At 66.4% G+C, this 26,665-nt stretch carries 25 protein-coding genes; 11 read left to right on the forward strand and 14 right to left on the reverse strand.

Translation table 11 applies throughout. From position 1 onward, the window contains the following. Positions 1-90: 90 nt before the first annotated feature. From Q8M85_RS04755 to Q8M85_RS04770, 4 genes are read left to right on the forward strand one after another with little or no spacing between them, the layout of a single operon-like run. Positions 91-225 (forward strand): hypothetical protein, encoded by a 135-nt coding sequence (locus Q8M85_RS04755; protein ID WP_305540920.1) that lies wholly within the window; start codon positions 91-93, stop codon positions 223-225. Further along, positions 215-1,768 carry a hypothetical protein gene (locus Q8M85_RS04760; RefSeq protein WP_305540923.1) on the forward strand — a complete coding sequence of 518 codons (1,554 nt, stop codon included), beginning with the start codon at positions 215-217 and terminating at the stop codon, positions 1,766-1,768. Before Q8M85_RS04755 ends, Q8M85_RS04760 begins: the two co-directional genes overlap by 11 nt. A 3-nt stretch (positions 1,769-1,771) precedes the next feature. Continuing rightward, on the forward strand, positions 1,772-2,710 hold the full coding sequence (locus tag Q8M85_RS04765; protein WP_305540926.1) for a site-specific tyrosine recombinase XerD: 939 nt from the start codon (positions 1,772-1,774) through the stop codon (positions 2,708-2,710). Positions 2,711-2,726: 16 nt separating this feature from the next. Then, a complete protein-coding gene (locus Q8M85_RS04770) occupies positions 2,727-4,025 on the forward strand; it encodes an HlyC/CorC family transporter (protein WP_305540929.1) in 1,299 nt (432 codons plus the stop codon). On the opposite strand, the gene Q8M85_RS04775 is transcribed toward Q8M85_RS04770, so the two are convergent. Together Q8M85_RS04775 and Q8M85_RS04780 are read right to left on the reverse strand one after the other, a co-directional pair. Then, entirely contained in the window at positions 4,006-4,575 is a 570-nt protein-coding gene (locus Q8M85_RS04775; protein ID WP_305540933.1) for a flavodoxin domain-containing protein, read from the reverse strand. The two genes, Q8M85_RS04770 and Q8M85_RS04775, sit on opposite strands and share 20 nt — an antisense overlap. Positions 4,576-4,643: 68 nt before the next feature. Then, the gene (locus Q8M85_RS04780; RefSeq protein ID WP_305540936.1) at positions 4,644-5,438 is read right to left on the reverse strand and encodes a gamma-glutamyl-gamma-aminobutyrate hydrolase family protein; all 795 of its coding nucleotides are present in this window, start codon (positions 5,436-5,438) and stop codon (positions 4,644-4,646) included. A gap of 218 nt (positions 5,439-5,656) precedes the next feature. On the opposite strand from Q8M85_RS04780, the gene Q8M85_RS04785 reads away from it, so the two are divergent. From Q8M85_RS04785 to Q8M85_RS04795, 3 genes are read left to right on the forward strand one after another with little or no spacing between them, the layout of a single operon-like run. After that, positions 5,657-6,007, forward strand: coding sequence for a DUF305 domain-containing protein (locus tag Q8M85_RS04785; protein ID WP_305540939.1), 351 nt, complete (start codon positions 5,657-5,659; stop codon positions 6,005-6,007). Positions 6,008-6,063: 56 nt separating this feature from the next. Then, complete coding sequence (gene denD / locus Q8M85_RS04790) at positions 6,064-7,017, forward strand: D-erythronate dehydrogenase (RefSeq protein ID WP_305540942.1); 954 nt, start codon at positions 6,064-6,066, stop codon at positions 7,015-7,017. 35 nt (positions 7,018-7,052) lie between these two features. Then, positions 7,053-7,901 carry a DMT family transporter gene (locus Q8M85_RS04795; RefSeq protein ID WP_305541030.1) on the forward strand — a complete coding sequence of 283 codons (849 nt, stop codon included), beginning with the start codon at positions 7,053-7,055 and terminating at the stop codon, positions 7,899-7,901. Positions 7,902-7,908: 7 nt separating this feature from the next. Here the strand turns inward: Q8M85_RS04795 and Q8M85_RS04800 are convergent, their stop codons facing one another. Next, a complete protein-coding gene (locus Q8M85_RS04800; RefSeq protein ID WP_305540945.1) occupies positions 7,909-9,114 on the reverse strand; it encodes an alanine--glyoxylate aminotransferase family protein in 1,206 nt (401 codons plus the stop codon). 100 nt (positions 9,115-9,214) lie between these two features. Here Q8M85_RS04800 and Q8M85_RS04805 point away from each other — a divergent pair, with 100 nt between their 5' ends. The 3 genes from Q8M85_RS04805 to Q8M85_RS04815 all read left to right on the forward strand — a co-directional run bounded on the left by Q8M85_RS04805 (position 9,215) and on the right by Q8M85_RS04815 (position 12,353). After that, on the forward strand, positions 9,215-10,987 hold the full coding sequence (locus tag Q8M85_RS04805; RefSeq protein ID WP_305540948.1) for an ABC transporter ATP-binding protein: 1,773 nt from the start codon (positions 9,215-9,217) through the stop codon (positions 10,985-10,987). Between the two features lie 30 nt (positions 10,988-11,017). Beyond that, positions 11,018-11,782, forward strand: a complete 765-nt coding sequence (locus Q8M85_RS04810; protein WP_371135201.1) for a folate-binding protein YgfZ — start codon at positions 11,018-11,020, stop codon at positions 11,780-11,782. A gap of 244 nt (positions 11,783-12,026) precedes the next feature. After that, positions 12,027-12,353 carry a DUF6280 family protein gene (locus Q8M85_RS04815; protein WP_295077574.1) on the forward strand — a complete coding sequence of 109 codons (327 nt, stop codon included), beginning with the start codon at positions 12,027-12,029 and terminating at the stop codon, positions 12,351-12,353. A gap of 65 nt (positions 12,354-12,418) precedes the next feature. Here the strand turns inward: Q8M85_RS04815 and Q8M85_RS04820 are convergent, their stop codons facing one another. The 4 genes from Q8M85_RS04820 to Q8M85_RS04835 form a co-directional block, all read right to left on the reverse strand. Then, complete coding sequence (locus Q8M85_RS04820) at positions 12,419-13,372, reverse strand: hypothetical protein (protein ID WP_305540956.1); 954 nt, start codon at positions 13,370-13,372, stop codon at positions 12,419-12,421. 144 nt (positions 13,373-13,516) lie between these two features. After that, on the reverse strand, positions 13,517-14,890 hold the full coding sequence (locus tag Q8M85_RS04825; protein ID WP_305540958.1) for a TolC family outer membrane protein: 1,374 nt from the start codon (positions 14,888-14,890) through the stop codon (positions 13,517-13,519). 99 nt (positions 14,891-14,989) lie between these two features. Further along, positions 14,990-15,643 (reverse strand): protein-L-isoaspartate O-methyltransferase, encoded by a 654-nt coding sequence (locus Q8M85_RS04830; protein ID WP_305540961.1) that lies wholly within the window; start codon positions 15,641-15,643, stop codon positions 14,990-14,992. A 114-nt stretch (positions 15,644-15,757) separates the two neighbouring features. Then, on the reverse strand, positions 15,758-16,723 hold the full coding sequence (locus Q8M85_RS04835) for a hypothetical protein (protein ID WP_305540963.1): 966 nt from the start codon (positions 16,721-16,723) through the stop codon (positions 15,758-15,760). A gap of 150 nt (positions 16,724-16,873) precedes the next feature. On the opposite strand from Q8M85_RS04835, the gene Q8M85_RS04840 reads away from it, so the two are divergent. Beyond that, complete coding sequence (locus Q8M85_RS04840) at positions 16,874-17,056, forward strand: hypothetical protein (protein ID WP_305540966.1); 183 nt, start codon at positions 16,874-16,876, stop codon at positions 17,054-17,056. 28 nt (positions 17,057-17,084) lie between these two features. On the opposite strand, the gene Q8M85_RS04845 is transcribed toward Q8M85_RS04840, so the two are convergent. The 7 genes from Q8M85_RS04845 to xsc are packed head-to-tail and all read right to left on the reverse strand — an operon-like array spanning position 17,085 to position 26,519. Beyond that, on the reverse strand, positions 17,085-18,437 hold the full coding sequence (locus Q8M85_RS04845) for a phosphomannomutase (protein WP_305540969.1): 1,353 nt from the start codon (positions 18,435-18,437) through the stop codon (positions 17,085-17,087). 12 nt (positions 18,438-18,449) lie between these two features. Beyond that, positions 18,450-19,322, reverse strand: coding sequence for a DmsC/YnfH family molybdoenzyme membrane anchor subunit (locus Q8M85_RS04850; protein ID WP_305540972.1), 873 nt, complete (start codon positions 19,320-19,322; stop codon positions 18,450-18,452). Between the two features lies 1 nt (position 19,323). Further along, the gene (locus Q8M85_RS04855) at positions 19,324-20,052 is read right to left on the reverse strand and encodes a 4Fe-4S dicluster domain-containing protein (RefSeq protein WP_305540974.1); all 729 of its coding nucleotides are present in this window, start codon (positions 20,050-20,052) and stop codon (positions 19,324-19,326) included. After that, positions 20,052-22,907: a molybdopterin oxidoreductase family protein gene (locus Q8M85_RS04860; protein ID WP_305540977.1), complete on the reverse strand. Its 2,856-nt coding sequence runs from the start codon at positions 22,905-22,907 to the stop codon at positions 20,052-20,054. The genes Q8M85_RS04855 and Q8M85_RS04860 overlap by 1 nt, the downstream gene beginning before the upstream one ends. After that, positions 22,904-24,004 (reverse strand): acetate/propionate family kinase, encoded by a 1,101-nt coding sequence (locus tag Q8M85_RS04865; RefSeq protein ID WP_305540980.1) that lies wholly within the window; start codon positions 24,002-24,004, stop codon positions 22,904-22,906. Before Q8M85_RS04865 ends, Q8M85_RS04860 begins: the two co-directional genes overlap by 4 nt. Next, the gene (locus Q8M85_RS04870) at positions 24,004-24,744 is read right to left on the reverse strand and encodes a sulfite exporter TauE/SafE family protein (RefSeq protein ID WP_305540983.1); all 741 of its coding nucleotides are present in this window, start codon (positions 24,742-24,744) and stop codon (positions 24,004-24,006) included. Before Q8M85_RS04870 ends, Q8M85_RS04865 begins: the two co-directional genes overlap by 1 nt. Continuing rightward, complete coding sequence (gene xsc / locus Q8M85_RS04875) at positions 24,744-26,519, reverse strand: sulfoacetaldehyde acetyltransferase (protein WP_305540985.1); 1,776 nt, start codon at positions 26,517-26,519, stop codon at positions 24,744-24,746. Before xsc ends, Q8M85_RS04870 begins: the two co-directional genes overlap by 1 nt. Between the last annotated feature and the right edge of the window lie 146 nt (positions 26,520-26,665).

Here is a 26,665-nt window from a genome sequence, read left to right on the forward strand (position 1 = left end):
ATCTGCCGCGCCGGGGCCATAACCGGGCGTGCGCAGCAACAATAGCCGGGCGGAACAAGCCGTCCGGGACGTTCGAGGAAGGGCTAGGCGATGGGTCGGATCATCAAGGCGTTGGTGGTGCTGGTGATTTTGGGCTTCATCGGCTTGACGGGCTATGCCTATCTGGGCGATCTGTCGCCGGTTCAGGGCGAAGTGAAGAAGCCTGTGGTGTTGAATGCGGACTAGTGCGGCGGGGGTTCTTTCGCTTCTGATGCTGGGGGGACCGGCGGCAGCCCAGGATACGGGCGGCCCGCTTTCGGCCATCGACTGGCTGTCGCAGTCCGTCGCCACCCCTGCCACGGCAGGCACTGTCGCCCCGTCGCTCGACGAGCCTCCGGTCACCGAAGCGGGCGGCGCGCTGCCCGCGACGGTCACGACGTCGTCGCTGGACGGCCCCTCGCCCGACGGGGTCGGGCTGATCGCGCCTGCCGTGTCCGGGCTGCCGAAGGACCTTTGGGGCGCGGGCCTGACGCGCGAGATTGCCGAGCGACTGGTCACCCATCCAGACGACGACCTGCCCGCGTTGCGCCAGTTGTTCCTGACGATGCTTCTGGCCGAGGTCGCCGCCCCGGTCGATGCCGGGGGCCGGGGCGAGCTGCTGCAGACGCGGATCGACAAGCTGCTTGCGATGGGCGCGCTGGAGCAGGCGGCGGCGCTGATCGAGGCGGCGGGGGACACAACGCCGGACCTCTTCCGCCGGTCCTTCGACGTGGCGCTGCTGACCGGCGCCGAGGACCGCGCCTGCGAGTCGATGGCGAATGCGCCGCACCTTGCGCCCACCGTCCCGGCGCGGATCTTCTGCCTGGCGCGGTCGGGCGACTGGGATACGGCGGCGCTGACGATACGGACCTCGCGCGCCTTGAACCAGATTTCCGCGGATCAGGAGGCCCTGCTGTCGCGGTTTCTGGACCCCGACCTCTTCGAGGGCGAGCCGGTGCCCCCGGCGCCAAGCCCCGTCACTCCGCTGGACTGGATGATCTATGCCGCCATCGGAGAGCCCTTGCCGACCGAGGGGCTGCCCATCGCATTTTCCTATGCCGAGATCGGTCCCCGCGCCGGCTGGAAGGCCCGGATCGAAGCGGCCGAGCGGCTGACCCGGGCCGGGACCATCCCGCCGAACGTGATCCTGGGGCTTTACACAGAACGCGATCCTGCCGCCTCGGGCGGGGTCTGGGACCGGGTGGCGGCCTTCCAGGCCTTTGATGCGGCGCTGACGGCGGGCGATGCGACGCGGGTCGCGGCCGCTCTGCCCGTGGTCTGGGAACGGATGCAGGAGGTCGAGCTTGAGGTGCCCTTTGCCACGCTTTTCGGCAAGGCGCTTCAGGAGGTGCCACTGACCGGCGAAGCGGCGGCCATCGCCTTCCGGGTCGGGCTACTGTCGCCGCAGGCCGAGATGGCCGCAAGAAGACACAGCCCCGTCAATGCCGAGGACGCCTTCCTGATGGCGCTGGCGGTCGGCGACGCAAAGGAAGCGGTGCCACCTGACAGCCTGGCGCGGGCGATCCAGGCCGCCTTCCGCGAACCGACTCCGTCAACCGAAGCGCAGGCGCTTCTGGACGAGAACCGCAAGGGCGAGGCGATCGTCGTTGCCATCGACAACATTGCGCGCGGGGTCCAGGGCGATCTGCGTGGCGTCACCGAGGGCCTGTCGCTTTTGCGGGTTGCGGGCCTGGAGGCGGTCGCGCGGCGCACGGCGCTGGAGCTGATGATCCTGGAACGGCGGGGCTGAGGCATGGCGGATGCCGAGGCGAGCCGCTGGATCTCGACCTTCCTGGACGCCTGTGCTGCGGAACTGGGGGCAGCGCGGAACACTCAACTGGCCTATGGCCGCGACCTGGTGGATTTCGCCGACTGGCTTGCGCGGCGCGGCATGGGTTTTGCCGAAGCCGGTCGCGAGGCGGTGGAGGATTACCTGGTTCACTGCGACGCGCAGGGCCTGTCCAAGGCGACCCGCGCCCGGCGGCTGTCGTCAATCCGCCAGCTTTACCGCTTTGCCTTCGAGGAAGGCTGGCGCCAGGACAACCCTGCCCTGCGGCTGACGGGTCCGGGCCGGGCCCAGAGCTTGCCGAAAACCCTGACCGAAGCCGAGGTCATCCGGCTGATGGAGGCCGCCCGTACCCGCGGCCGAAATCCGGTGGACCGGCTGCGGGATACGGCACTGTTCGAGTTGCTCTATGCCACCGGCCTGCGGGTGAGCGAGTTGGTGGGACTGCCCGTCGCCGCAGTGCGCGGCAATCCCCGGATGATTCTGGTGCGCGGCAAGGGCGACAAGGAACGGATGGTGCCTTTGTCCGGCCCGGCGCGCACGGCGTTGGCCGACTGGCTGGCGCAGCGGGACGCCGACGACGATGCAGGCCGCAAGGCGGGCCGGACCCCGTCGCGCTTCCTGTTCCCCGGCGAGGGGCGTGAAGGTCATCTGACGCGGCAGCATTTTCATAGCCTGGTCAAGGACGTGGCCGTTCTGGCCGGGATTTCCCCCGCGCGCGTGACGCCGCATGTCTTGCGCCATGCCTTCGCGACGCATCTTCTGGCCAATGGCGCGGACCTTATGGTGATCCAGACGCTGCTGGGCCACGCCGATGTTGCCACGACCGAGATTTATACGCATGTCCTGGATGACCACCTCAAGGACCTGGTCCTGACCAAGCACCCCCTGGCCCGCAAGAGCTGAACCCCGGAAAGACCCGATGCCCGACTCTGCACTTGATACCGCCTTCTGGCTGACCGTTGCCGCGATCCTGGCGCTGCTGGTGATGTCCGCGTTCTTCTCGGGCTCGGAAACGGCGCTGACGGCCGCGTCGCGCGGGAAACTGAAAGCGCAGGCCGACCGTGGCTCACGCGGGGCGAAGGCTGCGATGGTGGTGACCGAGGACCGCGAGCGGATGATCGGCGCGCTGCTTCTGGGCAACAACATCGTCAACATCCTGTCGGCCTCGCTGGCGACGGCGCTGTTGACGCGGGTCTTCGGCGACAGTGGCGTGGCGCTGGCCACCTTGGGGATGACCGCGCTGGTGCTGGTCTTTGGCGAGGTGATGCCGAAAACCGTGGCAATCACGTTTCCTGAAGGATTTGCGACCCGCGTCGCCCCGGTCATCGGGGTGCTGATCCTGATCTTCTCGCCCATCGTCGCACTGGTCCGGCTGCTGGTCCGTGGGATGCTGCGGCTGTTCGGGCTGAAGACCGAGGAGGGAAGCGCGATGCTGGCGCTGCGCGAGGAGATCGCCGGGGCCATCGCGCTTGGCCATTCCGAGGGCGCGGTGGAGAAGGAGGACCGCGACCGGCTGCTGGGTGCCCTGGACCTGTCGCACCGGACGGTGGACGAGATCATGCGCCATCGCCGCCAGATCGAGATGATCGACGCCGACTTGCCACCGGGAGCGATCATCACCCGGGTCCTCGCCTCGCCCCACACCCGGCTGCCGATCTTCCGGGACAGTGACGACAACATCCTGGGCGTGGTGCATGCCAAGGACCTCTTGCGCGAGGTGGACCGGCTGGTCCGGGGCGAAGAGGGTCTGGGGATCGAGGCGCTGGACATCGTGAAGGTGGCGATGAAGCCCTATTTCATCCCCGACACGACGGCTCTGGACGAACAGATGCGCGAGTTTCTTGCCCGCCGGACCCATTTCGCGCTGGTCGTCGACGAATATGGCACGCTGCAGGGCCTGATCACGCTGGAAGACATCCTGGAAGAGATCGTCGGCGACATCACCGACGAATTCGACGTGGTGCGCAAGGATTCAGGGTTGACCCAGACAGACGACGGGGCCTGGCTGATAGACGGGGCGATGACCATCCGCGACCTGAACCGGGCGACCGACTGGCGGCTGCCGGACGAAGAGGCGAACACACTGGCGGGCCTTGTCATCCACGAAGCGCAGATGATCCCCGCCGAGGGCCAGGTCTTCAGCTTTCACGGTTTCCGCTTCGAGGTCGTGGGCAAGCGCGAGAACCGGATCACCCGACTTAAGCTGCGCCGCCTTTGACGCGGGGGGAGACGCGGGGGGACAGGCCCGCGACCCAACCGTCCAGCGTCAGGACCAGGGCCGCCCAGTCGGTGTATTCCTTGTCCTTGCCAGGGTCGACCTGTTCGCCCTTCTGATCGGCGATCCGCCGCATCGCCCAGGCGCGGAAGAAGTCGTATTCCGAGAACCTGAACGCCCCCGCGACATGTTCGACACGTCCCGGGGTCCAGCCGGTGTCGGCCTCGAACTCGGCCAGGCAGCGGCGCAGGCCCGCCCAGTCGTCGGGGTCGTTCCCGGCAGCGGACAGCGAGACGGCCAGAAAGAGCGTCGGCATCAGGGCCAGAGCGGCGGCCTGATCGGTGGCGAAGCGGGCAAGCGACTTCTGATAGCCTCCGGCATGAAGCGATCCGGCAAGGACCGCACCATCGAAGCGGGCGAGGTCAAGGCCTTCGGTGTCCTGGGCGTCCAGCAGTTCGACGGAATGGCCGGTGGCCGCCAGTCGGTCGGCGGCGAAGCGGGCAATCTTGCGGGTCTGGCCGTCCGTGGTGGCATAGACGATGACGAGATACATGGGCGCCTCCTGTCTGGGTGGTGCCCGTCTATCGCAAAGGACGGACAGCCGCCCTGATCCGTGTCAACTCAGGCCGACCGCGCCATCGCCGCCGGGCGCTTGCCTTCGGCCCAGGCGGCCACGGCTTCGCCGAAGGCCTGAAACAGCGGCCGCGAGACGGGATCGTTGCCTGCGTTCCATTCCGGGTGCCACTGGACCGACAGGGTGAAGCCCGGCGCGTCCTTGACATAGATCGCTTCCGGGGTGCCGTCGGGCGCGTGGCCGTCGATCACGATCCGGCATCCGGCGCGCGCGATCCCCTGGCCGTGCAGCGTGTTGGTCATCACCTCGCGCGCGCCCATCAGCTTGTGAAAGACCCCGCCCTCGGTGAAACTGACGGTGTGGCGAAGCGCGAAACATTCCTCCAGCGTGCCCTCGGGCGGCATGCGGTGGTTCATCCGGCCGGGAAGGTCGCGGATTTCGGGGTGGAGCGTGCCGCCAAGCGCGACGTTCACCTCTTGAAAGCCGCGGCAGATGCCAAGGAAGGGCTGGCCCCGGTCGACACAGGCGCGGATCAAGGGCAGCGTGATCGCATCGCGGCCCCGGTCGAAGGCGCCGTGGGCGGGGGTTTCCTCCTCGCCGTATTCGCTGGGATGGACGTTGGGGCGGCCGCCAGTCAAGAGGAAGCCGTCACAGAGGTCCAGCAGTTCATCGACCGCGACATAGCGCGGGTCCGATGGGATGATCAGCGGCACGGCGGCTGCAACCTCGGCCACCGCAGCCGTGTTCATCGTCCCGCTGGAATGGGCGGGATAGCTGTTGTTGATCAAGTAGCTGTTGCCGATGATCCCGACGACGGGACGGTGCCGCTTGTGCTTGGTCACCTGCACTGCCTGCCTTTCCTGCGTAAGTCACGCAAACATACGCCCCCGCCCCCCGGTCGGAAAGGGGGAGAAGCCGCCCCGTGCCGCACAGATCGGCGTCCGTCGTGCACAGATGGGGAACAATGGGCAGGCTGCTGCATTTCCGCTCACGCCGAAATGAGTTTCCTTCCCCGATGGGAAGGTGGGATCACGGTCGCGTCTGAATAAGGAGACATACCATGTTGAAGCACCTCATCCTCGCTGTCAGCCTTGCCAGCCCCCTGCCCGTCCTTGCGCAGGAAACCGGGCACGAGGGACATATGATGGGCGACAAGAGCCCGGCCTCGATGGCCTTCATGGAGGCCAACGACCGGATGCACCAGAACATGATGATGGAGTATACCGGCAATGCCGATGTCGACTTCATCAAGGGCATGATCCCGCATCACCTGGGAGCGGTCGAAATGGCGAAGATCGTGCTGGAGCACGGCACCGATCCCGAGGTGAAGAAGCTGGCCGAGGAAATCATCGCGGCGCAGGAAACCGAGATCAAGTGGATGACGGAGTGGCTGGCCAAGAACGGCGGCTGATCCGCTTGGCTTTGGGCCGGTGATGTGGTCCCCTTCCGCGCAAACGGAGGGGACCCATGCATATCCTGATCCTTGGCGCGGCGGGCATGCTGGGCCGAAAGCTGACGGCGGCGATCACGGGTGGCGCGCTGGCCTTTGACCGCCTGACGCTGGCGGATGTGGTTGTGCCCGCCTCGGTCGTGGGCGGGACGTCGCTGGCGGTGAACCTGACCGGGGCCGGGGCTGCAGAGCAGCTGGTGCAGGACCGGCCGGACCTGATCTTCCACCTTGCCGCCGTCGTCTCGGGCGAGGCAGAGGCGGACCTGGCCAAGGGCTATGCCACCAACCTTGACGCCTCGCGCGCCCTTTTCGATGCCATCGCGGCGCAGCCCGGCTACTGCCCGCGCGTGGTCTTTGCCTCGTCGCTCGCCGTCTTTGGTGCGCCCTTCCCGAAGCTGATCCCGGACGATTTCCACCTGACTCCGCGCACAAGCTATGGCACGCAGAAGGCGATGACCGAGCTTCTTCTGTCAGACTATTCGCGCCGGGGTCTGCTGGACGGGGTCGCGCTGCGCTTGCCCACGATCTGCATCCGGCCCGGCGCGCCGAACCGGGCGGCCTCGGGGTTCTATTCCTCGATCCTGCGCGAGCCGTTGAACGGGCTGCCTGCCACGCTCCCCGTCCGCGATTCCTTAAGGCACTGGTTCGCCAGTCCCCGCGCGGCGACGGGGTTCTTCCTGCGGGCGGCGACGCTGGACACTTCCGCCCTTGGCCCCTCTCGCGCGCTAAGCATGCCCGGCTTGTCCGCCAGCATCGCCGAGATGATCGAGGCCCTGCGCCGGGTCGCCGGGCAAAAGGCGGTGGACCTGATCACCTACGCCCCGGACCCGGTGATCCAGGCCATTGTCGAGCCCTGGGCCGAGGCCTGCGCCGCCACCCGGGCCCGTTCCCTGGGCTTCACCGCCGAGACCAGTTTTGACCAGATCATCCGCATCTACCTGGAAGATGACCATCCCGGAGGTCTGTCCTGACCGCTCTTGTCGGGAAGCCCGCGTCCGCACGCCCGCTGGTCGGCGTCGCCCTCATGCTGGCGGCGATGGCGATCCTGCCGGTGATCGACGTCTTTGCCAAGAAACTGGGCCAGGCTGGGCTGCCGATCCTGATCGTGGTCTGGGCGCGGGCACTGTTCGGTGGGCTGATGACGCTGCCCTTCGCGCTGCGGGCCGAGGGCGCGCAGGCGTTCCGGCCGGCACAGCCGCTCCGCCAACTTGCCCGCGCGGTGCTGCTGTTCGGGGCGACGTTCCTGTTCTTCCAGGCGTTGAAACACCTGCCCATCGCCGATGCGCTGGCGATCTTCTTCGTCAACCCGCTGGTGATCGTGATCCTGTCGGCACTGGCCTTGCGGGAAAAGGTCGGACCCCGCCGCTGGGCCGCCGTCGCGGTGGGCTTCATCGGCACGCTGGTCATCATCCGGCCCGGCCTGGTCGAGGTGAACCCCGGCACGCTTTACGCCTTGGGGGCCGGGGTGGCGCTGGGGTCCTATTTCGTGATGACGCGGGCGATGGCCGGCGTGGCGGACGCGATGGTGCTGAACTTCCAGACCTCAGCCATAGGGGCGGCGCTGATAACGCTGGCGCTGCCATTCCTCTGGATAAGCCCAACCCTTCAGCAATGGGCGATGCTGGCAGCCCTGGGCGTGATCGCGACCCTTGGCCATGTGCTGATCACCAAGGCCTATGAACACGGCGAGGCCTCCCTGCTGGCGCCGCTGGCTTTCACCGAGATCATCATGGCGACGCTTCTGGGCTGGTGGTTCTTCGGCGATCTGCCCGACGGATGGACCGTGCTGGGCGTCACGATCCTGATCGCGTCCGCAGTCTACATCTCGGTCCGCGAGCGGCAGGTGAAGGCGTAAGGCGGCGCTACAGCGCACCTTTGGCCACCACCTGCGCCGCCGCTGCCAATGCCCCCTGACCATGCGGGATGGCCAGCGCGGACATCCCCGCCTCCATCACCGCCAGCGCGCCAAGGGTCATGTGGGCGTTGACGTGCCCCATATGTGCCACGCGCAGGAAGCCGTGGTAGGCCGGATCGGTCGAAGGTGCCATGCCAAGGCCGATGCCCAGGGTGACGCCGGCCTGTCTCTCGCACCATTCCCGCAGACGCGTGGCGTGGGGGGCACCGAAGCGGGCCGCCGTCACCGACCAGCCGCGATGGGCGGGCTCAGCCACGTTCATCCCGATGGCAGGGTTGCCCGCAGACCAGCAATCGAAGGCGGCCCAGACTGCCGAGGCAAGCGTGTGGTGGCGCTTCCAGACGTTCGGCAGGCCCTCTTCCCCGATCATGTCCAAGGCCTCGCGCAGCCCGTAAAGGTGCGAGGTCGGCGCGGTGCCGTCCCAGATCTGCCAGAACTCCTCGGGCTCGGCACGTGGCCCCCAGGCCCAGTAAGGGGTGGCAAGGTCCGACTTGCCGCAGCGCAGGCGGGCGGCTTCACTGAACCAGACGAAGGCCATGCCGGGAGGCGTCATCAACCCCTTCTGGCAGGCCGCGACCATGACGTCGACGCCCCAGTCGTCCATGCGGAATTCGTCGCAGCCCAGCGAAGCGATGCAGTCCACCGCCAGCAAGGCCGGATGCCCCGCTGCATCCATCGCCGCACGCAGAGCCGGGATGTCGGTCCTGATCGTACTGGCCGTGTCGACGTGAGTCGTCAGGACAGCCTTGATCTTGTGGCCGGTGTCGGCCCGCAACGTGGCCTCGACCCGGTTCATGTCAACGGGAGCGGACTTGCCGAAGTCCAGCACCTCGACCTCGATCCCCATCGCGCGGGCGCTGTTGGCCCAGGAGAGGCCGAACTGGCCCACGGCCAGCACCAGCGCCTTGTCGCCTCGGTTGAAGAGGTTCGCATTCGCGGCCTCCCACCCGGCATGGCCGTTGCCGATGTACATCGCCACATGGCCCGTCGTCCCCGCCACGGCGCGCAGATCGGGCCAGAGGCTGGCCACCATGTCGATCAGCGGACCTTCATAGATGTTGGGCGAGCCCTGGTGCATCGCGCGCAGCACCCGCTCGGGGATCACCGAGGGACCGGGGATGGCCAGATAGGGGCGACCGTTGGCAAGGCTCATGCGTCTCTCCTTCACTTGCCCGTCATGGCTAGGCCCGAGAGCAGGCAGCGTCAATCCGGCGCGGCTTGAGGGTTGCGGCCTTTCGGGCTAAACCCTGCCCATGCACGACGAAAGCCACGCATCGGACACCGACCGTCCCTATTCCTCGCGCGAGCTTTTCCGGCGCTATTTCGGCCTTTATCTGCGGCCGCATCTGGGGCTGATGCTGCTGACCTTCCTGATCATGATGGTCGAGGGATCGACGCTGGGGCTTCTGTCCTACATGCTGAAGCCCCTGTTCGACGTGGTCTTCGCCGAAGGCGGATCGGGCCTCTTGATCTGGGTGGGCCTGGCGATCCTGGGCCTGTTTGTCGTTCGGGCGACCACCTCGGTCGTGGGTCGCTGGCTCTTGACGCGCGTCAACCAGCATGCCGCCGGGGCGATGCAGGTCGATCTGGTGCGCCACCTTCTGACGCTTGACGCAAGCTTTTATCAGCAACATTCGCCCGGCAAGCTGATCGAGCGGGTCCAGGGCGATACGATGGCAGCACAAGGGGCTGCGGTGCTGGTGATCGGCGGGGTCGGGCGCGATGTGGTCTCGCTGATCGGTCTTTTCCTGGTGGCGATCTGGATCGATCCCTACTGGACGGCCGCCGCGATGGTCGGCGCGCCTTTGCTCTTGTTTCCCGCCTACCTGCTGCGGCGCTACCTGCGTCGCAAGGCTATGCTGACGCGCGAACAGTCCGGCCTGCGCGCCACACGGCTGGACGAGATCTTCCACGGCATCCAGTCGGTCAAGCTGAACCGGATGGAGGATTACCAGACCTCGCGCTTTCAGCGCATCATCAACACCATCGTCCGCGCCGAGGTGAAGACCGCGCTTGGCCGGGCAGCGATGCCCGCGCTGGTCGACATCATCACGGGATTGGGCTTTTTCGCCGTCCTGATGCTGGGCGGCGCCGAAGTCGCCAGCGGCGAGCGCACGACGGGCGAGTTCATGTCCTTCTTCACCGCGATGGCGCTGACCTTCCAGCCGATCCGCCGTCTCAGCGATCTGGCGGGCCAGTGGCAGGTGGCCGAGGCCAGCCTGGAACGCGTCTTCACGCTGTTCGACACCCTGCCCGCAGGCACGCGCCCTGCGCAAAGCCGCGCAAAGCCGGCCCCGGGCGCACCTGAAGTCCGGTTCGAGAACGTCAGCTTCACCTACCCCGACCGGCCCGTTCTGGACGGGCTCAGCTTCACGGCCGAGGCCGGCAAGGTCACTGCCCTGGTCGGGTCCTCGGGCGCAGGCAAGTCCACGGTGTTCCAGCTGATTTCAGCCCTGATCGAGCCTCAGTCGGGCCGCATCCTGATCGGCGGCGTGGATGTCCAGGACCTTTCCCTGTTCGATCAGCGCGCGCTTCTTGCCGCCGTGTCGCAGGACGCTGCACTGTTCGACGAGACCTTGCGGGAGAACCTGCTTCTGGGCCGTGACGACCGCGACCCGGCCCGCCTGGTGCAGGTGCTGGACGATGCCGAGGCGTCGGGCTTCGTGGCGGCGATGCCGCTTGGTCTTGACACCCACGTCGGGACCCGTGGTTCGGCGCTTTCGGGCGGGCAGCGGCAACGCGTGGCGATTGCCCGGGCGCTTCTGGCCGACGCGCCGGTCCTGCTCTTGGACGAGGCGACCTCGGCCTTGGACACGCGGACCGAGGCAGCTGTCTCGGTGGCCCTTTCGCGCGCCCAGAAGGACAGGACCACGCTGGTCATCGCGCACCGGCTGTCCACCGTGAAAGGGGCCGACAAGATCATCGTACTGGATCGCGGCCGCCTGATCGAGCAAGGCACGCATGACGAGCTGATGGCGCGCGGCGGGCTTTACGCCCAGTTGCAGGAGGCACAACTGCGTGACTGAGACTTCCGCGCGCCCGGCCCTGCCCCTACACTGCCCGACATGACCCAGGCCGACCGAACCCTCTGGACGCTTTCCGGCAAGGACGCGCTGACGTTCCTGCAGGGCGTGGTCTCGAACGATCTGCGGCCGCTTGAGACGGGTCCCGGCATTGTCTGGGCCGCCCTACTGTCGCCGCAGGGCAAGTATCTGGCCGATTTCTTCGTGGTGCGTCTGCCGGAGGGGCCGCTGCTGATCGACATCGCCGAGTCGCTTGCAGCCGACACCTTGCGACGCCTGACCCTGTACCGGCTGCGCGCCGATGTTCAGATTCTGCCTGCATCGGTGACCGTCAGCCGCGGCCTGGGCGCACCCCCCGAGGGCGCCCTGCCCGACCCGCGTCATCCGGCCCTTGGCTGGCGGCTTTACGGCACCGCCGCAGTGTCCGAGGTGGCGGTCGACTGGGACGCCATCCGCGTCCAGCACCTGATCCCTGAAAGCGGCATCGAGCTGGTGCCGGATGACACCTACATCCTTGAAGCCGGGTTCGAGCGCCTGCACGGAGTCGATTTCCGCAAGGGCTGCTACGTCGGCCAGGAGGTCACCGCCCGGATGAAACACAAGACCGAACTGCGCAAGGGTCTGGTGCGAGTCAAGGTCGCGGGCACGGCTCCTGTGGGGACCGAGATCCTGGCCGACGGCAAGCCGGCCGGCACGCTTTTCACCCAATCCGAAGGCAGGGCCATCGCCTATCTGCGCTTCGATCGCGCCGGACAGTCCATGCAAGCCGCCGGCGCCCAGATTCAACTGGACGACTGACCGACCAGCGGGCTTGACCGCGCGGATGGGCAAGAAAATGTTAACCAAAGGTTGAAAGACTGATGGTCCCCCCCATATGTCGCTTTGTCCGGGAGATCGAGACGACTATATACAGTATAGCCCTGACTAGGCTATGCACTGGACGCATAGCAGTCATTCCAAAAGCGGTCAGCCCGAATCGTGACCGAACCGTTACAACCCACGAACGCCGCGAAAGACAAGAGCAAGAAAAAAGGAAAAACCGATGCGTGACACCATCGACAGCACCGCCTTCAACTTCGAGCAGGGGCAGCGTGCACGCAAACTTTTTGCCGCCGTGGTTCTGGCGGCCCTGGACGACGCCATCGCCGACGACAAGAAGTACGGCAACGGCCCGGACCAGATCGCCCGCTGGGCGCGTTCGCGCGACGGCCGTGAAGTGCTGTCCTGCGCCGGGATCGACCCGAACGAGCGTGTCGTGAAGGGGCTGATGGAGTTCGTCTCGAAGGGCGTGCGCACCTCGGTCGCGCTGAGCCGCGAAGAATCCGAACGGCGTCACGCACTGGAGCTGGAGCAGGCCGAAGCGGCCTGATCCTTGTTGCCACAACGACAGACGCGCGCCCCGACGGGGCGCGTTTTCATTTTTGCTTCGGGGGTTTAGTCCAGGTCCCGCGCCATCAGCGCGCGATTGATCTCGGCCCGGACCAGCTTGCGGACATTGCGCGTGATCCGCTCGCCCAGGTCGCCCTGCAGCTCTTCGCGGATCATCTGCCGCACGATGTCCTGCAACGCCGCCTCGTCCAGGACGGCAAGCGGCGTCCCGTCGGCGTCAATGATCTCGGTCGGCATCCGCTGCGACAGGCTGTCCTGGGTCGTGGCGGGGTCAGGGGTTTGCCCAGGAATGTGCCCGGAGATGAACGGCGCGGCGTCGGTCACCGTATCTGCGTGACGAGCCAGCTCTGGCTTTGGCGTCTGGAACGGGGTGTCAGCTGGCAGGGATTGCGTCGACGCGAGGGCGGCCTGCAGATCGTCCGTCGGTAAAGGCTGTTCAGCGGCGCTTGCGTCCAGAGCTAAGTCGGCAAGGGCCGGATCGGTATCCTCTTGCCGCTCGTCCACCATGCTTCCAGCGGCGAGACCGGCGGCTGGAATTTCAGCCCGGTGCCGAAACGTCGCAAACGGGATCGGCTCAGCCAGTCCGGCTTGGACTTCGGCTTCGGCTTCGACTTCGGCTTCGGCTTCGATCCCGGGTCCCGCCAAATCATCCGTCGGGGCAACCAGCAGGTCGTCCCCAGCGTCGATCGGAACCAGCACCTCGGCCTCTTCGACGCCAAGCGCGACCTCGCCCAGCGGAACGGCTTCGGGCGCTTCCCAGATTTCGTCTTCCCAGTCTGCTTCGATCAGCTGGACGGAATCATCGACCGGGGGATCCGCAGCCGGGGGTGGCGCGGGCTGGATGAGCGCCGGATCCTCGACCTTTTCGTCAAGCACAAGCGGGGCAAGCGGACTGATCTCAGAGACCACACGCAGCGATGGGGTCAGAAGCAGACGGTCGGCGGCAAGGTCGCGGCTGTGACGCCGCGGTGACAGCTCGTTCGAAACAAGCCGCCTCACCGAGGAGACAACATCCTCGATTTCCTCCGAGCTTAAAGGTCCCGCCATCAGGAGCGTCCGCTTGCTTGCGTTTCCTTGGATGTCAACTTAGCGCGCCAAGCCCAAGCAAGGCAACAGAAAACCTGGATTGGCACCGGCGCTGGATCAGTTGCCGATCTTTTCAAGGATGCGATCCAGCTTCTTGCCCTGCGCCGAATGTGCCGGGGCCTTCTCGACCGCGCCGTAATAGGCTTCGGGATCGTAGGTCGGGATGCCCAGTTGCAGATGCTCGACGGTCAAGAGTCCCATCGTCGCCAGCACCTGATAGACAGCGACATAGCGCTGTGCCTCGGCCTCAAGCCGGGCGTTGCGGGCATCCAGAAGCTCCTGCTCGGCGTCCAGCACGTCCAGCGTCGTCCGGGTTCCTGCCGCCGCTTCCTCACGCACGCCGTCGAAGGCTGCCTGCGCGGCACGGATCTGAAGGTCGGAGGCCTGGATCGAGGCGGCGGCGACGGCCAGGTTCGCCCAGGCCACGCCGACATTCTGCAGGACACCCACGGCCGTCTGCTGCAGCCCTGCCCGCGCCGAATCCTTGCCCGCCAGCGCGCGGCGCTGCAGGGAGGACAACCGGCCACCAGCGTATAGCGTCTGGTTCATCGTCAGGCCCAGCGACTGCGACTGCTTGTCCTCGTCATCGGTGCGCAGCGTCGCGCCAAGGCCGATGGTCGGTGCGCGGCCCGCGACGGCCAGATCGACCTGCAGATCGGCCACCGTGACCTGATGCTGCGCCTGGCGGATCGACGGGTGCGTGCCCCGCGCCACCGCCTGCGCTTCTTCCATCGTGCGCGGCAGGGCCGGAGCCTTGGGCAGCGGTGCCAGGTTGCGAGGATAGGCGCCGGTCGCGGCCTTGTAGGCCTCACGCGCGATCATCAGCTGACCCTCGGCCGCCGCCAGAGCCGCGCGGGATGCGGCCAGACGCGCCTCGGCGATCGACACGTCAGTGCGGGTGATCTCGCCCACGTCGAAACGGTCCTGTGCCGCGCGCAGTTCCTGGGTGATGAGCCGCAGGTTGCTTTGCCGCAGCGCCACGACCTCTTGCGCGAGGCGGACATTGACGTAGGACTGCACGGCAAAGAGCAGCACGTTCTGTTCCACGTCGATCAGCGCCTGGCGGGTCGCCAGCACGCTTTCCCGGGCAATCTCGATGCCGATCTGGCGGCGTCCAGCGTCCCAGATCGTCATCTCGGCGCTAAGAGCAAGCGAGGCTGACAGCCCTTCGCTGACCGAAGGCCCAAGAAGCCCCATCACATCGGCCCGCTGCCAGGCCCCCTGCAGGGTGTAGCCCACCACAGGACGCAGCGCCGAGACCGCCTCGGCCACGCCTTCATCGGCGGCGCGCAGGACCGCGCGGTTCTGGTCCAGAAGGTTGGAGTTCTTGTAGGCGGCAATCAGTGCATCGGCCAGCGTCTCGGCCCGTGCCCCCTGTGGTGCCCCAAACCCGACCAGAACCACCACCAACGACAGAAGCCATCCACGCATCTTGTCCTGCCTTGCATATGCCCTGGACCATTGGCCCAGCGAGCGTTTCCTGTGGTCCGTATGGGCGTCAGGCCCAGGCCGGACAGGGCCGCGAGCGGCCTAAAGCGTAAAGCCGCGCGGCTTCGAAAAGCCTGGAAGGACCGGCGCCGCGGCGTTGAAGATCGAGCGCCAGGTCATCTGTCCCGCGGCCTTGTAGCCGATGCGGGCGGTCCCCACCGCATTTTCCATGAAGATCGCGCCAATCCGACCGCCGTCCTTGAGCTGCGTCAGGATCGCCGCCGGGATCTCTTCGACGCCACCTTCGATGGTGATCACATCATAGGGCGCGCATTTCGCCGAACCCTCGGCCAGCGGGCCCGTGACCGTGACGGCATTGTCTACGCCCTCTTCGGACAGGATGCGCTGCGCGTCGGCAGCGAGCCCCTCATCCTCTTCCAGGGCGACGACCGTTTCGGCCAGCCGTGCCATGACCGCAGCCGAATAGCCAAGCCCGCAGCCCACATCCAGCACCAGTTCGGTCGGCTGAATGTCCAGCGCGTCCAGTAGCTTGGCCAGCGTCCGCGCCTCCAGCACCACGCGACCGGGTGCCAGCGTCAGGTTCTCGCCGACATAGGCCGCTTCACGCTTGTCGTCGGGCACGAAGGTTTCGCGCGGGACCGACAGCATCGCGTCGATGATCGGAAACTTGGTCACGTCCGAGGGGCGGACCTGCGTATCCACCATCATCACGCGGCGGGTGGCGAATTCGGCCATTCTGAACTCATCGGTCTGATTGGTTTCTGGGGTCAGTCTTGCCACAGAAGCAAGGGTGCCGCAACCGGCCTTTGGTTCGTTTTCATGCATTTGCCTGTGGTCGGACAGCGCAGGTCAGGCGTCCTGCGCCCCGCCTGCGCGCCAGCTCAAGGCGCGTTCGCCAAGCTGTCGGAACTTGTCCGAAACCTGGGTCAGCCGACCGCGCCATTCCGGCAGGGGGTCCTGATCCTGGGTCAGGCGAAGATGAAGCTGCAGCATGCAGGCCATCGCGAAGGGATCATAGAGCGCGGCCTTTACCGCCCAGCCGAAGACCACCGCCACAAATGGCCCCCCCCACGGGACCCCAGGCAGGACCGCAGCCAGGAACGTCGCTGGCGACAGTGCGGCAAGCGCCACAAGGCCCGCCAGCGCCCAGCCGACCAGCGACAGCCAGACGGCGTTGACCATCAATGGCCTTGCGTTCTGCGTGTAAAGCACCAGACCGTCATGCGCCGCCTCCCATGCGTTTTCCGAGCGGGTTCTGGTCGCATGAGCCAGGACGACGGCGTCGATCAGGCCCAGCGTCAACCGCAGCTCGGTGCCTGAGGCCCGGGCTAGCCGGTCCAGGGCCGTGATCGGCAGGACGTCGACAAGCAGGCCATCCACCAGCGCCGTAGCGGTGCGAATTATCCCACGGACCAGAGTGTCAAGCGCGGACAGGGCCGGAGCGTCACCGAACCGTGTCGCCACAATCGCCCTCGCCAGCGCGACCTGACCACGCCCGAAGGGCAGCGGCCGACGATCCAGCGCCTCGACCAATGCGGCAAGATGCGGTGCCGTTACCCGGTGCAGAAGCCGCCCGCGCAAGGAAGGGACCGCAAGCGCCGCCAGCAGCAATCCTGCGGCCCCGCCCCAGATATCCGCCGACACCCCGACCGGTTCCCCCCAGAGACCCGCGAGCGCATGTCCAGCCACAACCCCGGCAGCCGCTGCCACGACAAGAACAAGCGCCATCACAAGATAGATCGCCGCCCGAAACAGAATGAATGGCCAGGTTCGGATCATCAGACCCAGAGCCCGGAAAATGCTGAACTCCCACATGGCTCCCACCTTGCAAGCCGTTTCAGGGTGCCCCCGGCAGGTCAGCAAGACAAGCCACCAAGACAGAAACAATCTGCTTTCGTTCTGTCACTTAGCAAAGTCTTCAGGAATCGAGTCGATGCTGGCCAAACAGAACAAAGGAGGACCATGATGGCCGCTTCCCGCCTCACACTCGCCGACGAACTCTCCGATATCCGGGCCGAGATTGCCCGCCTGCAGCAGCGCGAAAGCCGTCTGCAGGCCCTGGCCGATGACCTGCCGGTGATCCCGGTCTTCCGTCGCGGCTGGCCGATGATCCGCAAGCAGCCGACCGGCACCACCGTCTCGGCCTGAGGGGCGCCAGACCGCGATCAGACCCCGATCAACCCTCGATCAGTCCACGGACGCGGGCCACGCCGTCAGCCACCAGGCCCGCGTCCCCTCTCGCCTCGACGTTCAGCCGCAGAAGCGGCTCGGTGTTCGAGGCGCGCAGGTTCAGCCGCCAATCCCCGAACTCAAGGCTTAGCCCGTCCGTCCGGTCCGCGGACCGCGCCAGCGGCGCAAGTTCCGCCTCGACGCGTCCGACAACCGCAGGAAGGTCCGTGACACGGAAGTTGATTTCTCCAGACGAAGGAAAGTCTCGCCGCAAGGCACCGACCATCTCGGTCAGGCTGCGCCCCGACTGACTGACAAGGCGGGCCACCATCAGCCAGGGGATCATCCCCGAATCGCAGGCCATGAAGCCGCGGAAGTAGTGGTGTGCGCTCATCTCGCCGCCGTAGACCGCGCCCTCGCGGCGCATCGCGGCTTTCAGGAACACATGCCCGGTGGGCGCAAGGACCGACCGGCCGCCCCCCTTTCGCACGGCATCCTGCACGGCCCAGATCACACGCGGGTCGTGGATGATCGTGGCGCCCGGTTCGTCGACCAGATGCGCCGCCGCCAGCAGCGCCACGACATGTTCGCCATCGACAAAGCCGCCTTCACCGTCGAACAGGAAGCAGCGATCGAAATCGCCGTCGAAGGCCACCCCGAAATCCGCGCCTGCCGCCCTGACCGCCTCGGCCGTCACCGGGCGATTTTCCGGCAGGAGGGGATTGGGGATACCATTCGGAAAGCTGCCGTCCGGGTCATGGTGTATGCGGACAAGGTCCAGCCGCGCGCCTTTGGCCGCAAGCCCCTCGGTCAGCGCATCCAGCGTCGGGCCCGCAGCGCCGTTTCCAGCATTGACTACCAGCCGCAGGGGGCCGATCCCCTGCCCCACCAGTCCCGCGACGTGGTCCACATAGTCCGCGCGCACGCCCGAGCGATCCTCCCGCGATCCGCCGGGGGCGGCCGCAAACGCCTCGCCGCTTTCGGTCAGTGCCCTGATCCGGGCGAAGTCGGCGTCCGGCAGTGGCACCGCGCCACGACCCACCAGCTTCATCCCGTTGTATTCGCGGGGATTGTGCGAGGCGGTCACGCAGATCCCGCCCCCTGCCCCCAGATGCGCGGTGGCGAAATACATCTCCTCGGTCCCGGCCAGCCCGAGATCAAGGACCCGCACGCCCTGCGCAACCAGCCCCGCCGCGACTGCATCGGCCAGCGCAGGCGAACTTTCCCGGCAGTCGCGTGCCAGCACGACGGCATCATCCCCGGTCACGGCGGCAAAGGCCCGGGCGATCCGGTGGGCGATGGTTTCGGTCAGGTCCGTCCCGAGACGGCCACGGATGTCATAGCTCTTGAAGGCGCTCATGCCGGCAAAGGATCATCCTCGCGCGCCGTAGTAAAGCCCCACGACATGCTCGGCCTCGGCGAAGAACAACCAGCGGGCGGCAAGTGCGCCGGCGAGGTGCAAAGTGGTGGCAAGCGCGATCCCCCAGACACCCAAGGGCAGCAGCAGGATCACCGCCGGAAGCACCGAGGCCAGAACGAGCGCCAGCTTGCGCAGCTTCGCGGCATGCTTTCGGCCTACCACGAAGATCATCCCGCGCTTGAGGTAGTTCCCCGCCGTATGCGCGGGGTCCAAGACCGAGGGCACGCCCAGCCGGTCCAGGCCCGTGGCGGTCCCCATCGTCTGCCCGGCGCGCGCAAAGGCGCCATCCCCCACCTGCCAGACCGCCCAGAGCACGACCGCCACCGCCAGAAGCAAGACCGGCGCAATCCGCATCCCGGACAGCATCGCCCCCCCCGCCAGCGCAAAGGTCAGGAACATCACCGGCGTCAGCCAGTGGTGCCAGCGCGGGACGGCCTTGATCTGGGTATAGATCATCGCCGTGGTCAGGACCGTGACCAGCGCCAGAACGCCGCCGATCTGTCCGATCAGGCGCGGCTGGCCAAGGCCGAAGATGTCCGACAGCGCCATCGGGGCCAGGATCAAAAGGGTGACGACCGAGGCCCAGGCCTCGCGGCTCAGCCAGCTTGTCCGCCACTGGGTGAAGGCCTTCAGCGCGTTCTTCGGATTGCCGAGATGGAACGCCGAGGCCATCAGCCCCGCCACCGCCAGCCCGTAGCCCAGCGCCCAGAGGAAGAACGCAGCCCAGCCTGACGGCTGCAGCGCCCCCCAGCCAAGCAGCGCGAGGAAGCCGAAACCCAGGCCAGACAGTGTGGAAAACAGGATGACCGATGGGGCAGGATGCATCTCAGATCTTCCCCAGCATCCGGTCGAGCCAGCCGGCAACTCCGGTGGCCTGTACGTCCAGCAAAGGCGTCAGAGGGTTGGCCGTACCCGGCCCCTTGGCCCGCGGCGGCAGATACTTGTTCACCGGCTTCGTCCCCATGTCCGGCATCAGGTCATAGCCGCCCCGGTCAGCCACCAGCCTTGACACCGTACTTCCAGGGTCCGCGAGATCGCCGAAGTGGCGGGCATTGGTCGGGCAGGTGCGGACGCAGGCGGGCTCGCGGTCTTCTTCCGGCAAGGTCTCATTGTAGATCCGGTCGACGCAGAGCGTGCATTTCTTCATCACCCCCTGATCCGCATCCATCTCGCGCGCGCCGTAAGGGCAGGCCCAAGCGCAAAGGCCGCAGCCGATGCAGGCGTCCTCGTTGACCAGCACGATCCCGTCTTCGGCCCGCTTGTAGCTGGCCCCAGTGGGGCAGACGGTGACGCAGGGCGCATTATCGCAGTGGAGACACGAGCGCGGGAAGGTCACGACCTGCGCGGGGCCATCGGGGACGGCGACCTGATAGGCATGGACCCGGTTCAGGAATGTCCCCGACGGATCGGCGCCATAGGGATCCTGGTCGCTGAGGCCGATCCCGGCGTCATTCCAGCCCTTGCAGGCGGTAACGCAGGCCTGACAGCCGACGCAGGTGTCGAGGTCGATCACCAACCCGAGTTTCTTTTCTGTGCTGCGCGGCAAGGCTGTCATCACTCGGCCGCCCCGCCGGGGACCAAAAGTTTTCGAAAACTTTTGGCAAAATTCTTCGAAGAATTTTGGACCCGGCCGCCACCGGCACGCGGGGGATCGGGAAGGCGCTCAAACATCGGCTCCACCGTCCCGCGCGGGTGATCTTTGGCCGCCACACGCTCGACCCGAACCCGCTGGTCGAACCATGCCGCCTGACCCGTGACGGGATCAGAGTTCGACAGTCGCACGCCGTCCCGGTCGGGCAGCAGTTCCGAGATCAGGTGATTCAGCAAGAAACCCGTCGTCGCCTCGGGTGCATCGGCATCCAGCGCCCAGGCCCCCTTGCGCTTGCCGATGGCGTTCCAGGTCCAGATCGTGTTCTCGTTCAGGGCCGCCATATGCGCCACGGGCACCACGATGGTTCCCGCACGGGAGGAAACCCGCGCCCAGTCGCCATCTTCAAACCCCTGCGCCTGCCAGATCTTCGTGGGCAGGTAGAGGTAGTTCCGCCCCTTGATCTGCCGCAGCCAGGCGTTCTGGCTGCCCCAGGAATGGTACATGTCCATCGGCCGCTGGGTCAGGGCATGGACCGGATAGCCGAAGGCCGCATCCTCGTCGCCGAAGGGGGCGTACCAGATCGGCAAGGGGTGCATCGCCTGTTTCAGGCGGTCTCGCAGGTGGTCGGGGGGCTGGCGGGGGCCGAAGCCCTCGGCGGCCAGTTGAAAGCGGCGCATCGGCTCGGACCAGATGTTGAAGAGATAGGGCTGCGGGGTCTCATACAGCCCCAGCTTGACCGCCCAGTCCTGATAGGCCGCGTTCCAGGGTTTGTAGAAGCTCGCCTCGGCTGGCACATGCGCCTGATAGAAGGCCCCGTTCTCGATGTAGCGCTGCATCTGTTCTGGGTTGGGCGCGCCCCGCCCTTCCACCTCGCCGTTCCCCCGAAAGCCCATCAGCGGCCCAACGCCCGGTCGGCGCTGGTGGTTGACGATATAGTCGGCGTAGTCCTTGAACTTAGGGCTGCCGTCCTCGTTCACCATCCCCGGCAGGCCCAACCTTGCGCCAAGCTCCAGCAGCACCGACTGGAAACAGCGCACATCCCGGTCCGGCTCCAGCACCGGCCAGCGGATCGCATCGCCCGCCGCATCGGGTTCCGAAATCGGGCGGTCCAGCAGCGAAATGCAGTCGTGGCGTTCCAGATAGGTCGTGTCGGGTAGGATCAGGTCGGCATAGGCCACCATTTCACTGGCATAGGCGTCGGAATAGATGATCCGGGGGATCAGATATTCCCCGTCCGGTCCCGTTTCCGTCAGCATCTCCATCACGCGGGCGGAGTTCATCGACGAATTCCACGACATGTTGGCCATATAAAGGAACAGCGTGTCGATCTTGTAGGGGTCCCCGGCGTGGGCATTGGGGATGACCATATGCATCAGCCCGTGGGCCGAGAACGGATTTTCCCAGGAAAACGCCTTGTCGATCCGGGCGGGGCTTCCGTCCGGCAGCAGGCAAAGGTCATCCGGTGACCGCACATAGCCCAGATGCGGGCCGGTCAGGGGCTTGCCGGGCGTCGTGACGAAATGCGGCGTCGGATGCGCCTCGATGGGCTTGGGGTACGGCGGCTTCAGCCGGTAGCCGCCGGGGGTTTCCAGGGACCCGAGGATGATCTGCAGCAGATGCAGCGCGCGGGCGGTCTGAAAGCCGTTGGAATGGGCCGAAATGCCGCGCATCGCGTGGAAACTGACCGGGCGACCGGGCATGTTCGGGTGTTCGTTGCCGCGGAAATCCGTCCAGGGCTGGTCCAGCGTGATCGCCTGATCGAAAGCCACCTGCGCCAGTTCCGCCGCCAGCGCCCGCATGCGGGTCGCCGTCACGCCACAGCGCGCCTCCACCGCTTCGGGCGCATAGTCCGGCTTCAGGTATTCCTCGACCATATGGCGGAAGACCGTCCGGCTGCCTTGCCATTCGGCCCCAAGGTCCGGCTGAACCCCCTTGCCGTCCCACGGGGCCGGGTGGCCCGAGGTCTTGTCGATCACGAAAGGCTGGCTTTCGGCATTGCGGACGAACAGGCCTTTCTCCGCCCCTTCGGCATCGTTGATCAGAAGGGGCGCGTTGGTCCATCGGGCCAGGTAGTCAAGGTCGATCTTCCCCGCCTCCAGCAGGCAATGGATCAGCGACAGGATCAGAAGCCCATCGGTTCCCGGCGTGATCCCGATCCAGTCATCGGCCACCGCCGAATAGCCGGTGCGGATCGGGTTGACCGAGATCACCCGCGCGCCGCGGGCCTTCAGCTTGCCGATGCCGATCTTGATCGGGTTCGAGTCATGATCTTCGGCTACGCCGAACATCACGAACAGCTTCGTGCGGTCCCAGTCCGGCTGGCCGAACTCCCAGAAGGCGCCGCCGATGGTGTAGATGCCCCCAGCGGCCATGTTGACGGAGCAGAAGCCCCCGTGCGCGGCATAATTCGGCGTCCCGAAGTTCTGCGCCCACCAGCCGGTAAGGCTTTGGCTCTGGTCGCGACCCGTGAAGAACGCCAGCTTCTCCGGCGCAGTCTCCCGCAAGGGCTTCATCCAGGCGACAGCGGTAGCGAGGGCCTCCTCCCAGGAAATCTCCTCGAAGGCCCCTGATCCTCGGGGACCAACTCGTCGAAGCGGCGCGCGCAGGCGGCTGGGCGCAGTGACCTGCATGATCCCGCTCGCCCCCTTGGCGCAGAGCACGCCCTTGTTGATCGGATGGTCGCGGTTGCCCTCGATATAGGCGACCTTGCCCGACTTCAGATGCACGTTGATCCCGCAGCGGCAGGCGCACATGTAGCAGGTGGTCTGGCGGATCTCGTCGCCGACCTCCCTCTGAGTCTCCACCCTTGGCTGGTTCACGCGCCCTCCCCGGCCATCCCGGCCTGCGCCTCGCCAGACATGACGGCCTGCGCCTCAAGCGCAATCTGCCGTTCCTCGTCGGCGGGCACAACAAGGATAACGACACGGCTTGTCGTATCGTGCAGCACGGTTTCGTTCCGGGCATTTGCGGAGTGGTCGGGAGATACTCCCAGAAACGAAAGGCCGGACAGGATTTCCTTCCGCATCCAGGCGTCGTTTTCACCGATGCCACCGGTGAAGACCACGGCGTCAAGGCCGCCCATCGCGGCGACCATCGACCCGGCATGGCGCACCGCCCAATAGGCGAAATGCCGAAGCGCGAACCGCGCCGCGTCGCTGGTTGCCGAATGAAGCGCACGCAGGTCGCTGGCCCCGCCAAGACCCAGAAGCCCGCTTTCCCGGTTCAGTATGCGGCTTGCCCGTTCGATCCCGTGAACTTCGGCCAGCCGCAGCACCGCATTGCCGTCGATTTCGCCCGTCCGCGTGCCCATCGTCAGCCCGTCCAGCGGCGAATAGCCCATCGTCGTCGCAACCGAACGTCCGTTCACAATCGCCGCCAGCGAACAGCCATTGCCCAGATGACAGGCCAGAAGCCGCTCTGGCAACGGCCCCCGCGCGCCAAGCATCCGCACCAGCGCCGCATAGCTGATCCCGTGAAAGCCATAGCGACGCAGGCCCCGGTCGCGTTCCAACTGCGGCAGGGCATAGGCCACGGCGACCTCGGGGTTCGTCGCATGGAAGGCCGTGTCGAAGGCGGCATATTGCGGCAGGCCCGGGGCCAGCTTTGCAACAGCCTGAATTCCCACCAGATTGGCCGGATTGTGCAGGGGGGCAAGCGGCACGCAATCCTCGATCTGTCGCAGGACGGGCGGCGTGACCCGGCATGTCGCCGTCAGCCCCGCCCCGCCATGCACCACCCGGTGCGCGGCCGCCGTCAACCGCGACACCGACACCCCGGCCTGGGCCAGCCCCTCGGCCATCGCGGAGGCGTGACCATCGGGCCCGATCTCACCGACAAAGGCCTTCGCCACCTCTCGCCCTGCGTCAAAGAGCTTCAGCTTCAGCGATGATGAACCGGCGTTCACAATCAACCACATCAGATGATCGCCTTGCCCAGACCCAAGGCCGCCAGCCCCGCCAGCAAGAGGATCGCAAAGCGGCGGAACTCTTGCGGATCGGTGCCAAAGAAGTGCCGCCCGCCAAGCCAGTTGCCGAAAAGCGTGACTGGCAGCGCGATGAGCGAGGCCCAGAGCGTGTCCCAGCTTACCAGACCGGCCAGCCAGTAGAGCGGTGCGGAATACACGTCCAGCAGCGGGAAATAGGCGATGAGCGTCGCCCGGAACACGCTTGCCCGCATCGGTTGCGCGGCAAAGAACGCCGCGACCGGCAACCCGCCCATCCCCGGCGCGTTGGCCAGCCCCGAGATCACCCCGGCCACCCCGTTCGGCGCGCCCACCACCTCGCGCGACAGGCGCCATCCGGCCAGAAGCACGACGCACATCAAGAGCACGTAGCCCGAGATCACCGCCCGAGCCGTGTCCTCGGTGACGCCGGTCAGGATCCACAGGCCCAGCGGCAACCCGATCGCGGCCCCGCCAAGAAGCCAGCCGACCCGCTTCCAGTCGACATCCGGCCCAGCGCCCCTGGCGTGTTGCACAGACATCACCGTTTCCAGAATGACAACAACCGCGACAAAGTTCAGCGGATTGGTCACAAGACTGGATGCCGCGATCAGCAGGGCCGAAAAGCCGAACCCGGAATAGCCCCGTACAAAGCCCGCCACCAGACAGGCAACCGCCAGCCAGATCAGCGCCAGCGGCCCCAGGTCAAAGGGCATCAGACGACCTGCGGCCGCATGTCGGCTTTCGAGATACCGGCGACCTCGACCGGCTTCTTCATCGCGTCGCGGCGGAACGGTTCGCCGAGTTCCTGGTTGATCAGCGCCTCGATCAGCGTGGTCTTGCCGTGGTGCATCTGATCGTCGATCGCCTTGTGCAGGGCCGCCGTCAGTTCCTCCATCGTCCGGGCCTGCACGCCCTGCAGCCCGCAGGCCTTGGCAATCCCGGCGTAAGAGACGCCCTCGTCCAGCTCGGTCCCGACAAAGTTGTCGTCATACCACAGCGTCGAGTTCCGCTTCTCGGCCCCCCACTGGTAGTTGCGGAAGACGACCATGGTGATCGCGGGCCATTCCTTGCGGCCGATGGCGGTCAGTTCCGTCACCGCGATGCCAAACGCCCCATCCCCGGCGAAGCCGACGACCGGGGTGTCCGGGCAGGCGATCTTGGCCCCGATGATCGACGGCAAGCCATAGCCACAGGGACCGAACAGCCCGGGGGCCAGATACTTTCGCCCCGCCTCAAAGCTGGGATAAGCGTTGCCGATGGCGCAGTTGTTGCCGATGTCCGACGAAATGATCGCCTCTTTCGGCAGCGCCGCCTGGATTGCACGCCAGGCCATTCTCGGCGACATCCACTCCGGCTTGGCATCCCGCGCGCGCTGGTTCCAGCTGGTGCCGGGATCATCCTGTTCGTGGTCCATGGACGACAGTTCCTGCGCCCAGGCCGATTTCTTCTGCGCGATCAGCGCCTTGCGTTCCGCCCGCCCGGCATCGCCCGCCGTCTTCGACAGCCGCGCAAGGATGCCCTCGGCCACTTTCTTCGCATCGCCCACGATGCCCACCGTTACCGGCTTGGTCAGCCCGATCCGGTTCGGGTTGATGTCGACCTGGATCACCTTGGCCTCCTTTGGCCAGTAGTCGATCCCATAGCCCGGCAGGGTCGAGAACGGGTTGAGCCGCGTCCCGAGCGCAAGCACCACATCGGCCTGCGCAATCAGCTCCATCCCTGCTTTCGACCCGTTATACCCAAGCGGCCCCGCAAACAGCGGGTGGCTGCCGGGGAAGGCGTCGTTGTGCTGGTAGCCGACGCAGACCGGCGCGGTCAGGCGTTCCGCCAGCGCCATCGAGGCCGGGATCGCGCCGCCGATCACCACGCCCGCGCCGTTCAGGATCACCGGGAACCTGGCGGACGACAGCAGCTGCGCCGCCTGTGCGATAGCGTCTTCCCCGCCCGAGGGCCGCTCGAACTCCACCACCGCCGGCAGGGGCACGTCGATGACCTGGGTAAAATAATCCCGTGGCATGTTGATCTGTGCCGGGGCTGACTGGCGCTTGGCCTGCAGGATGACGCGGTTCAGCACTTCCGCCACGCGGGAGGGATCGCGGACCTCCTCCTGGTAGCAGACCATGTCCTTGAAGAGCGCCATCTGCTCCACTTCCTGGAACCCGCCCATCCCGATGGTCTTGTTCGCGGCCTGCGGAGTGACCAGCAGCAAGGGAGTGTGGTTCCAGTAGGCCGTCTTGACCGCCGTGACGAAGTTGGTGATGCCGGGTCCGTTCTGCGCGATCATCATGCACATCTTGCCGGACGCGCGGGTAAACCCGTCGGCCATCATCCCGCCCGAGCCTTCATGCGCGCAGTCCCAGAAATGGATCCCGGCCTTGGGGAAGATGTCAGAGATCGGCATGAAGGCCGACCCGATGATCCCGAACGCATGCTCGATCCCATGCATTTGCAGGACCTTCACGAAGGCTTCCTCGGTTGTCATCTTCATCGCGCCACTCCATGTCACATGCGGCCATGCAAGGCCGGCTGCCCGCACCCTATCGCCGCACCGCACCCAACCTTAGGGCCAGTTGCCCCAGCCTGCTATATCCAAAAAGACCCTCCTCGTTCGACTTCGTCTCCTCGTCGGAAGGA

Origin of the sequence: Tabrizicola sp. (genome assembly GCF_030694085.1) — a bacterium.
Taxonomy (GTDB): Bacteria; Pseudomonadota; Alphaproteobacteria; order Rhodobacterales; family Rhodobacteraceae; genus Tabrizicola.

What these genes read in the sequence shown, in the direction of transcription:
- Q8M85_RS04845 (WP_305540969.1), bottom strand. Translation starts at nt 18,437, where the DNA reads ATGAGCGCCTTCAAGAGCTATGACATCCGTGGCCGTCTCGGGACGGAC.
- xsc (WP_305540985.1), bottom strand. Translation starts at nt 26,519, where the DNA reads ATGAAGATGACAACCGAGGAAGCCTTCGTGAAGGTCCTGCAAATGCAT.
- Q8M85_RS04760 (WP_305540923.1), top strand. Translation starts at nt 215, where the DNA reads ATGCGGACTAGTGCGGCGGGGGTTCTTTCGCTTCTGATGCTGGGGGGA.
- Q8M85_RS04815 (WP_295077574.1), top strand. Translation starts at nt 12,027, where the DNA reads ATGCGTGACACCATCGACAGCACCGCCTTCAACTTCGAGCAGGGGCAG.
- Q8M85_RS04830 (WP_305540961.1), bottom strand. Translation starts at nt 15,643, where the DNA reads ATGGCCGAATTCGCCACCCGCCGCGTGATGATGGTGGATACGCAGGTC.
- Q8M85_RS04840 (WP_305540966.1), top strand. Translation starts at nt 16,874, where the DNA reads ATGGCCGCTTCCCGCCTCACACTCGCCGACGAACTCTCCGATATCCGG.
- Q8M85_RS04765 (WP_305540926.1), top strand. Translation starts at nt 1,772, where the DNA reads ATGGCGGATGCCGAGGCGAGCCGCTGGATCTCGACCTTCCTGGACGCC.
- Q8M85_RS04755 (WP_305540920.1), top strand. Translation starts at nt 91, where the DNA reads ATGGGTCGGATCATCAAGGCGTTGGTGGTGCTGGTGATTTTGGGCTTC.
- Q8M85_RS04870 (WP_305540983.1), bottom strand. Translation starts at nt 24,744, where the DNA reads ATGCCCTTTGACCTGGGGCCGCTGGCGCTGATCTGGCTGGCGGTTGCC.
- Q8M85_RS04775 (WP_305540933.1), bottom strand. Translation starts at nt 4,575, where the DNA reads ATGTATCTCGTCATCGTCTATGCCACCACGGACGGCCAGACCCGCAAG.
- Q8M85_RS04805 (WP_305540948.1), top strand. Translation starts at nt 9,215, where the DNA reads ATGCACGACGAAAGCCACGCATCGGACACCGACCGTCCCTATTCCTCG.
- Q8M85_RS04855 (WP_305540974.1), bottom strand. Translation starts at nt 20,052, where the DNA reads ATGACAGCCTTGCCGCGCAGCACAGAAAAGAAACTCGGGTTGGTGATC.
- Q8M85_RS04825 (WP_305540958.1), bottom strand. Translation starts at nt 14,890, where the DNA reads ATGCGTGGATGGCTTCTGTCGTTGGTGGTGGTTCTGGTCGGGTTTGGG.
- Q8M85_RS04770 (WP_305540929.1), top strand. Translation starts at nt 2,727, where the DNA reads ATGCCCGACTCTGCACTTGATACCGCCTTCTGGCTGACCGTTGCCGCG.
- Q8M85_RS04800 (WP_305540945.1), bottom strand. Translation starts at nt 9,114, where the DNA reads ATGAGCCTTGCCAACGGTCGCCCCTATCTGGCCATCCCCGGTCCCTCG.
- denD (WP_305540942.1), top strand. Translation starts at nt 6,064, where the DNA reads ATGCATATCCTGATCCTTGGCGCGGCGGGCATGCTGGGCCGAAAGCTG.
- Q8M85_RS04785 (WP_305540939.1), top strand. Translation starts at nt 5,657, where the DNA reads ATGTTGAAGCACCTCATCCTCGCTGTCAGCCTTGCCAGCCCCCTGCCC.
- Q8M85_RS04835 (WP_305540963.1), bottom strand. Translation starts at nt 16,723, where the DNA reads ATGTGGGAGTTCAGCATTTTCCGGGCTCTGGGTCTGATGATCCGAACC.
- Q8M85_RS04850 (WP_305540972.1), bottom strand. Translation starts at nt 19,322, where the DNA reads ATGCATCCTGCCCCATCGGTCATCCTGTTTTCCACACTGTCTGGCCTG.
- Q8M85_RS04865 (WP_305540980.1), bottom strand. Translation starts at nt 24,004, where the DNA reads ATGTGGTTGATTGTGAACGCCGGTTCATCATCGCTGAAGCTGAAGCTC.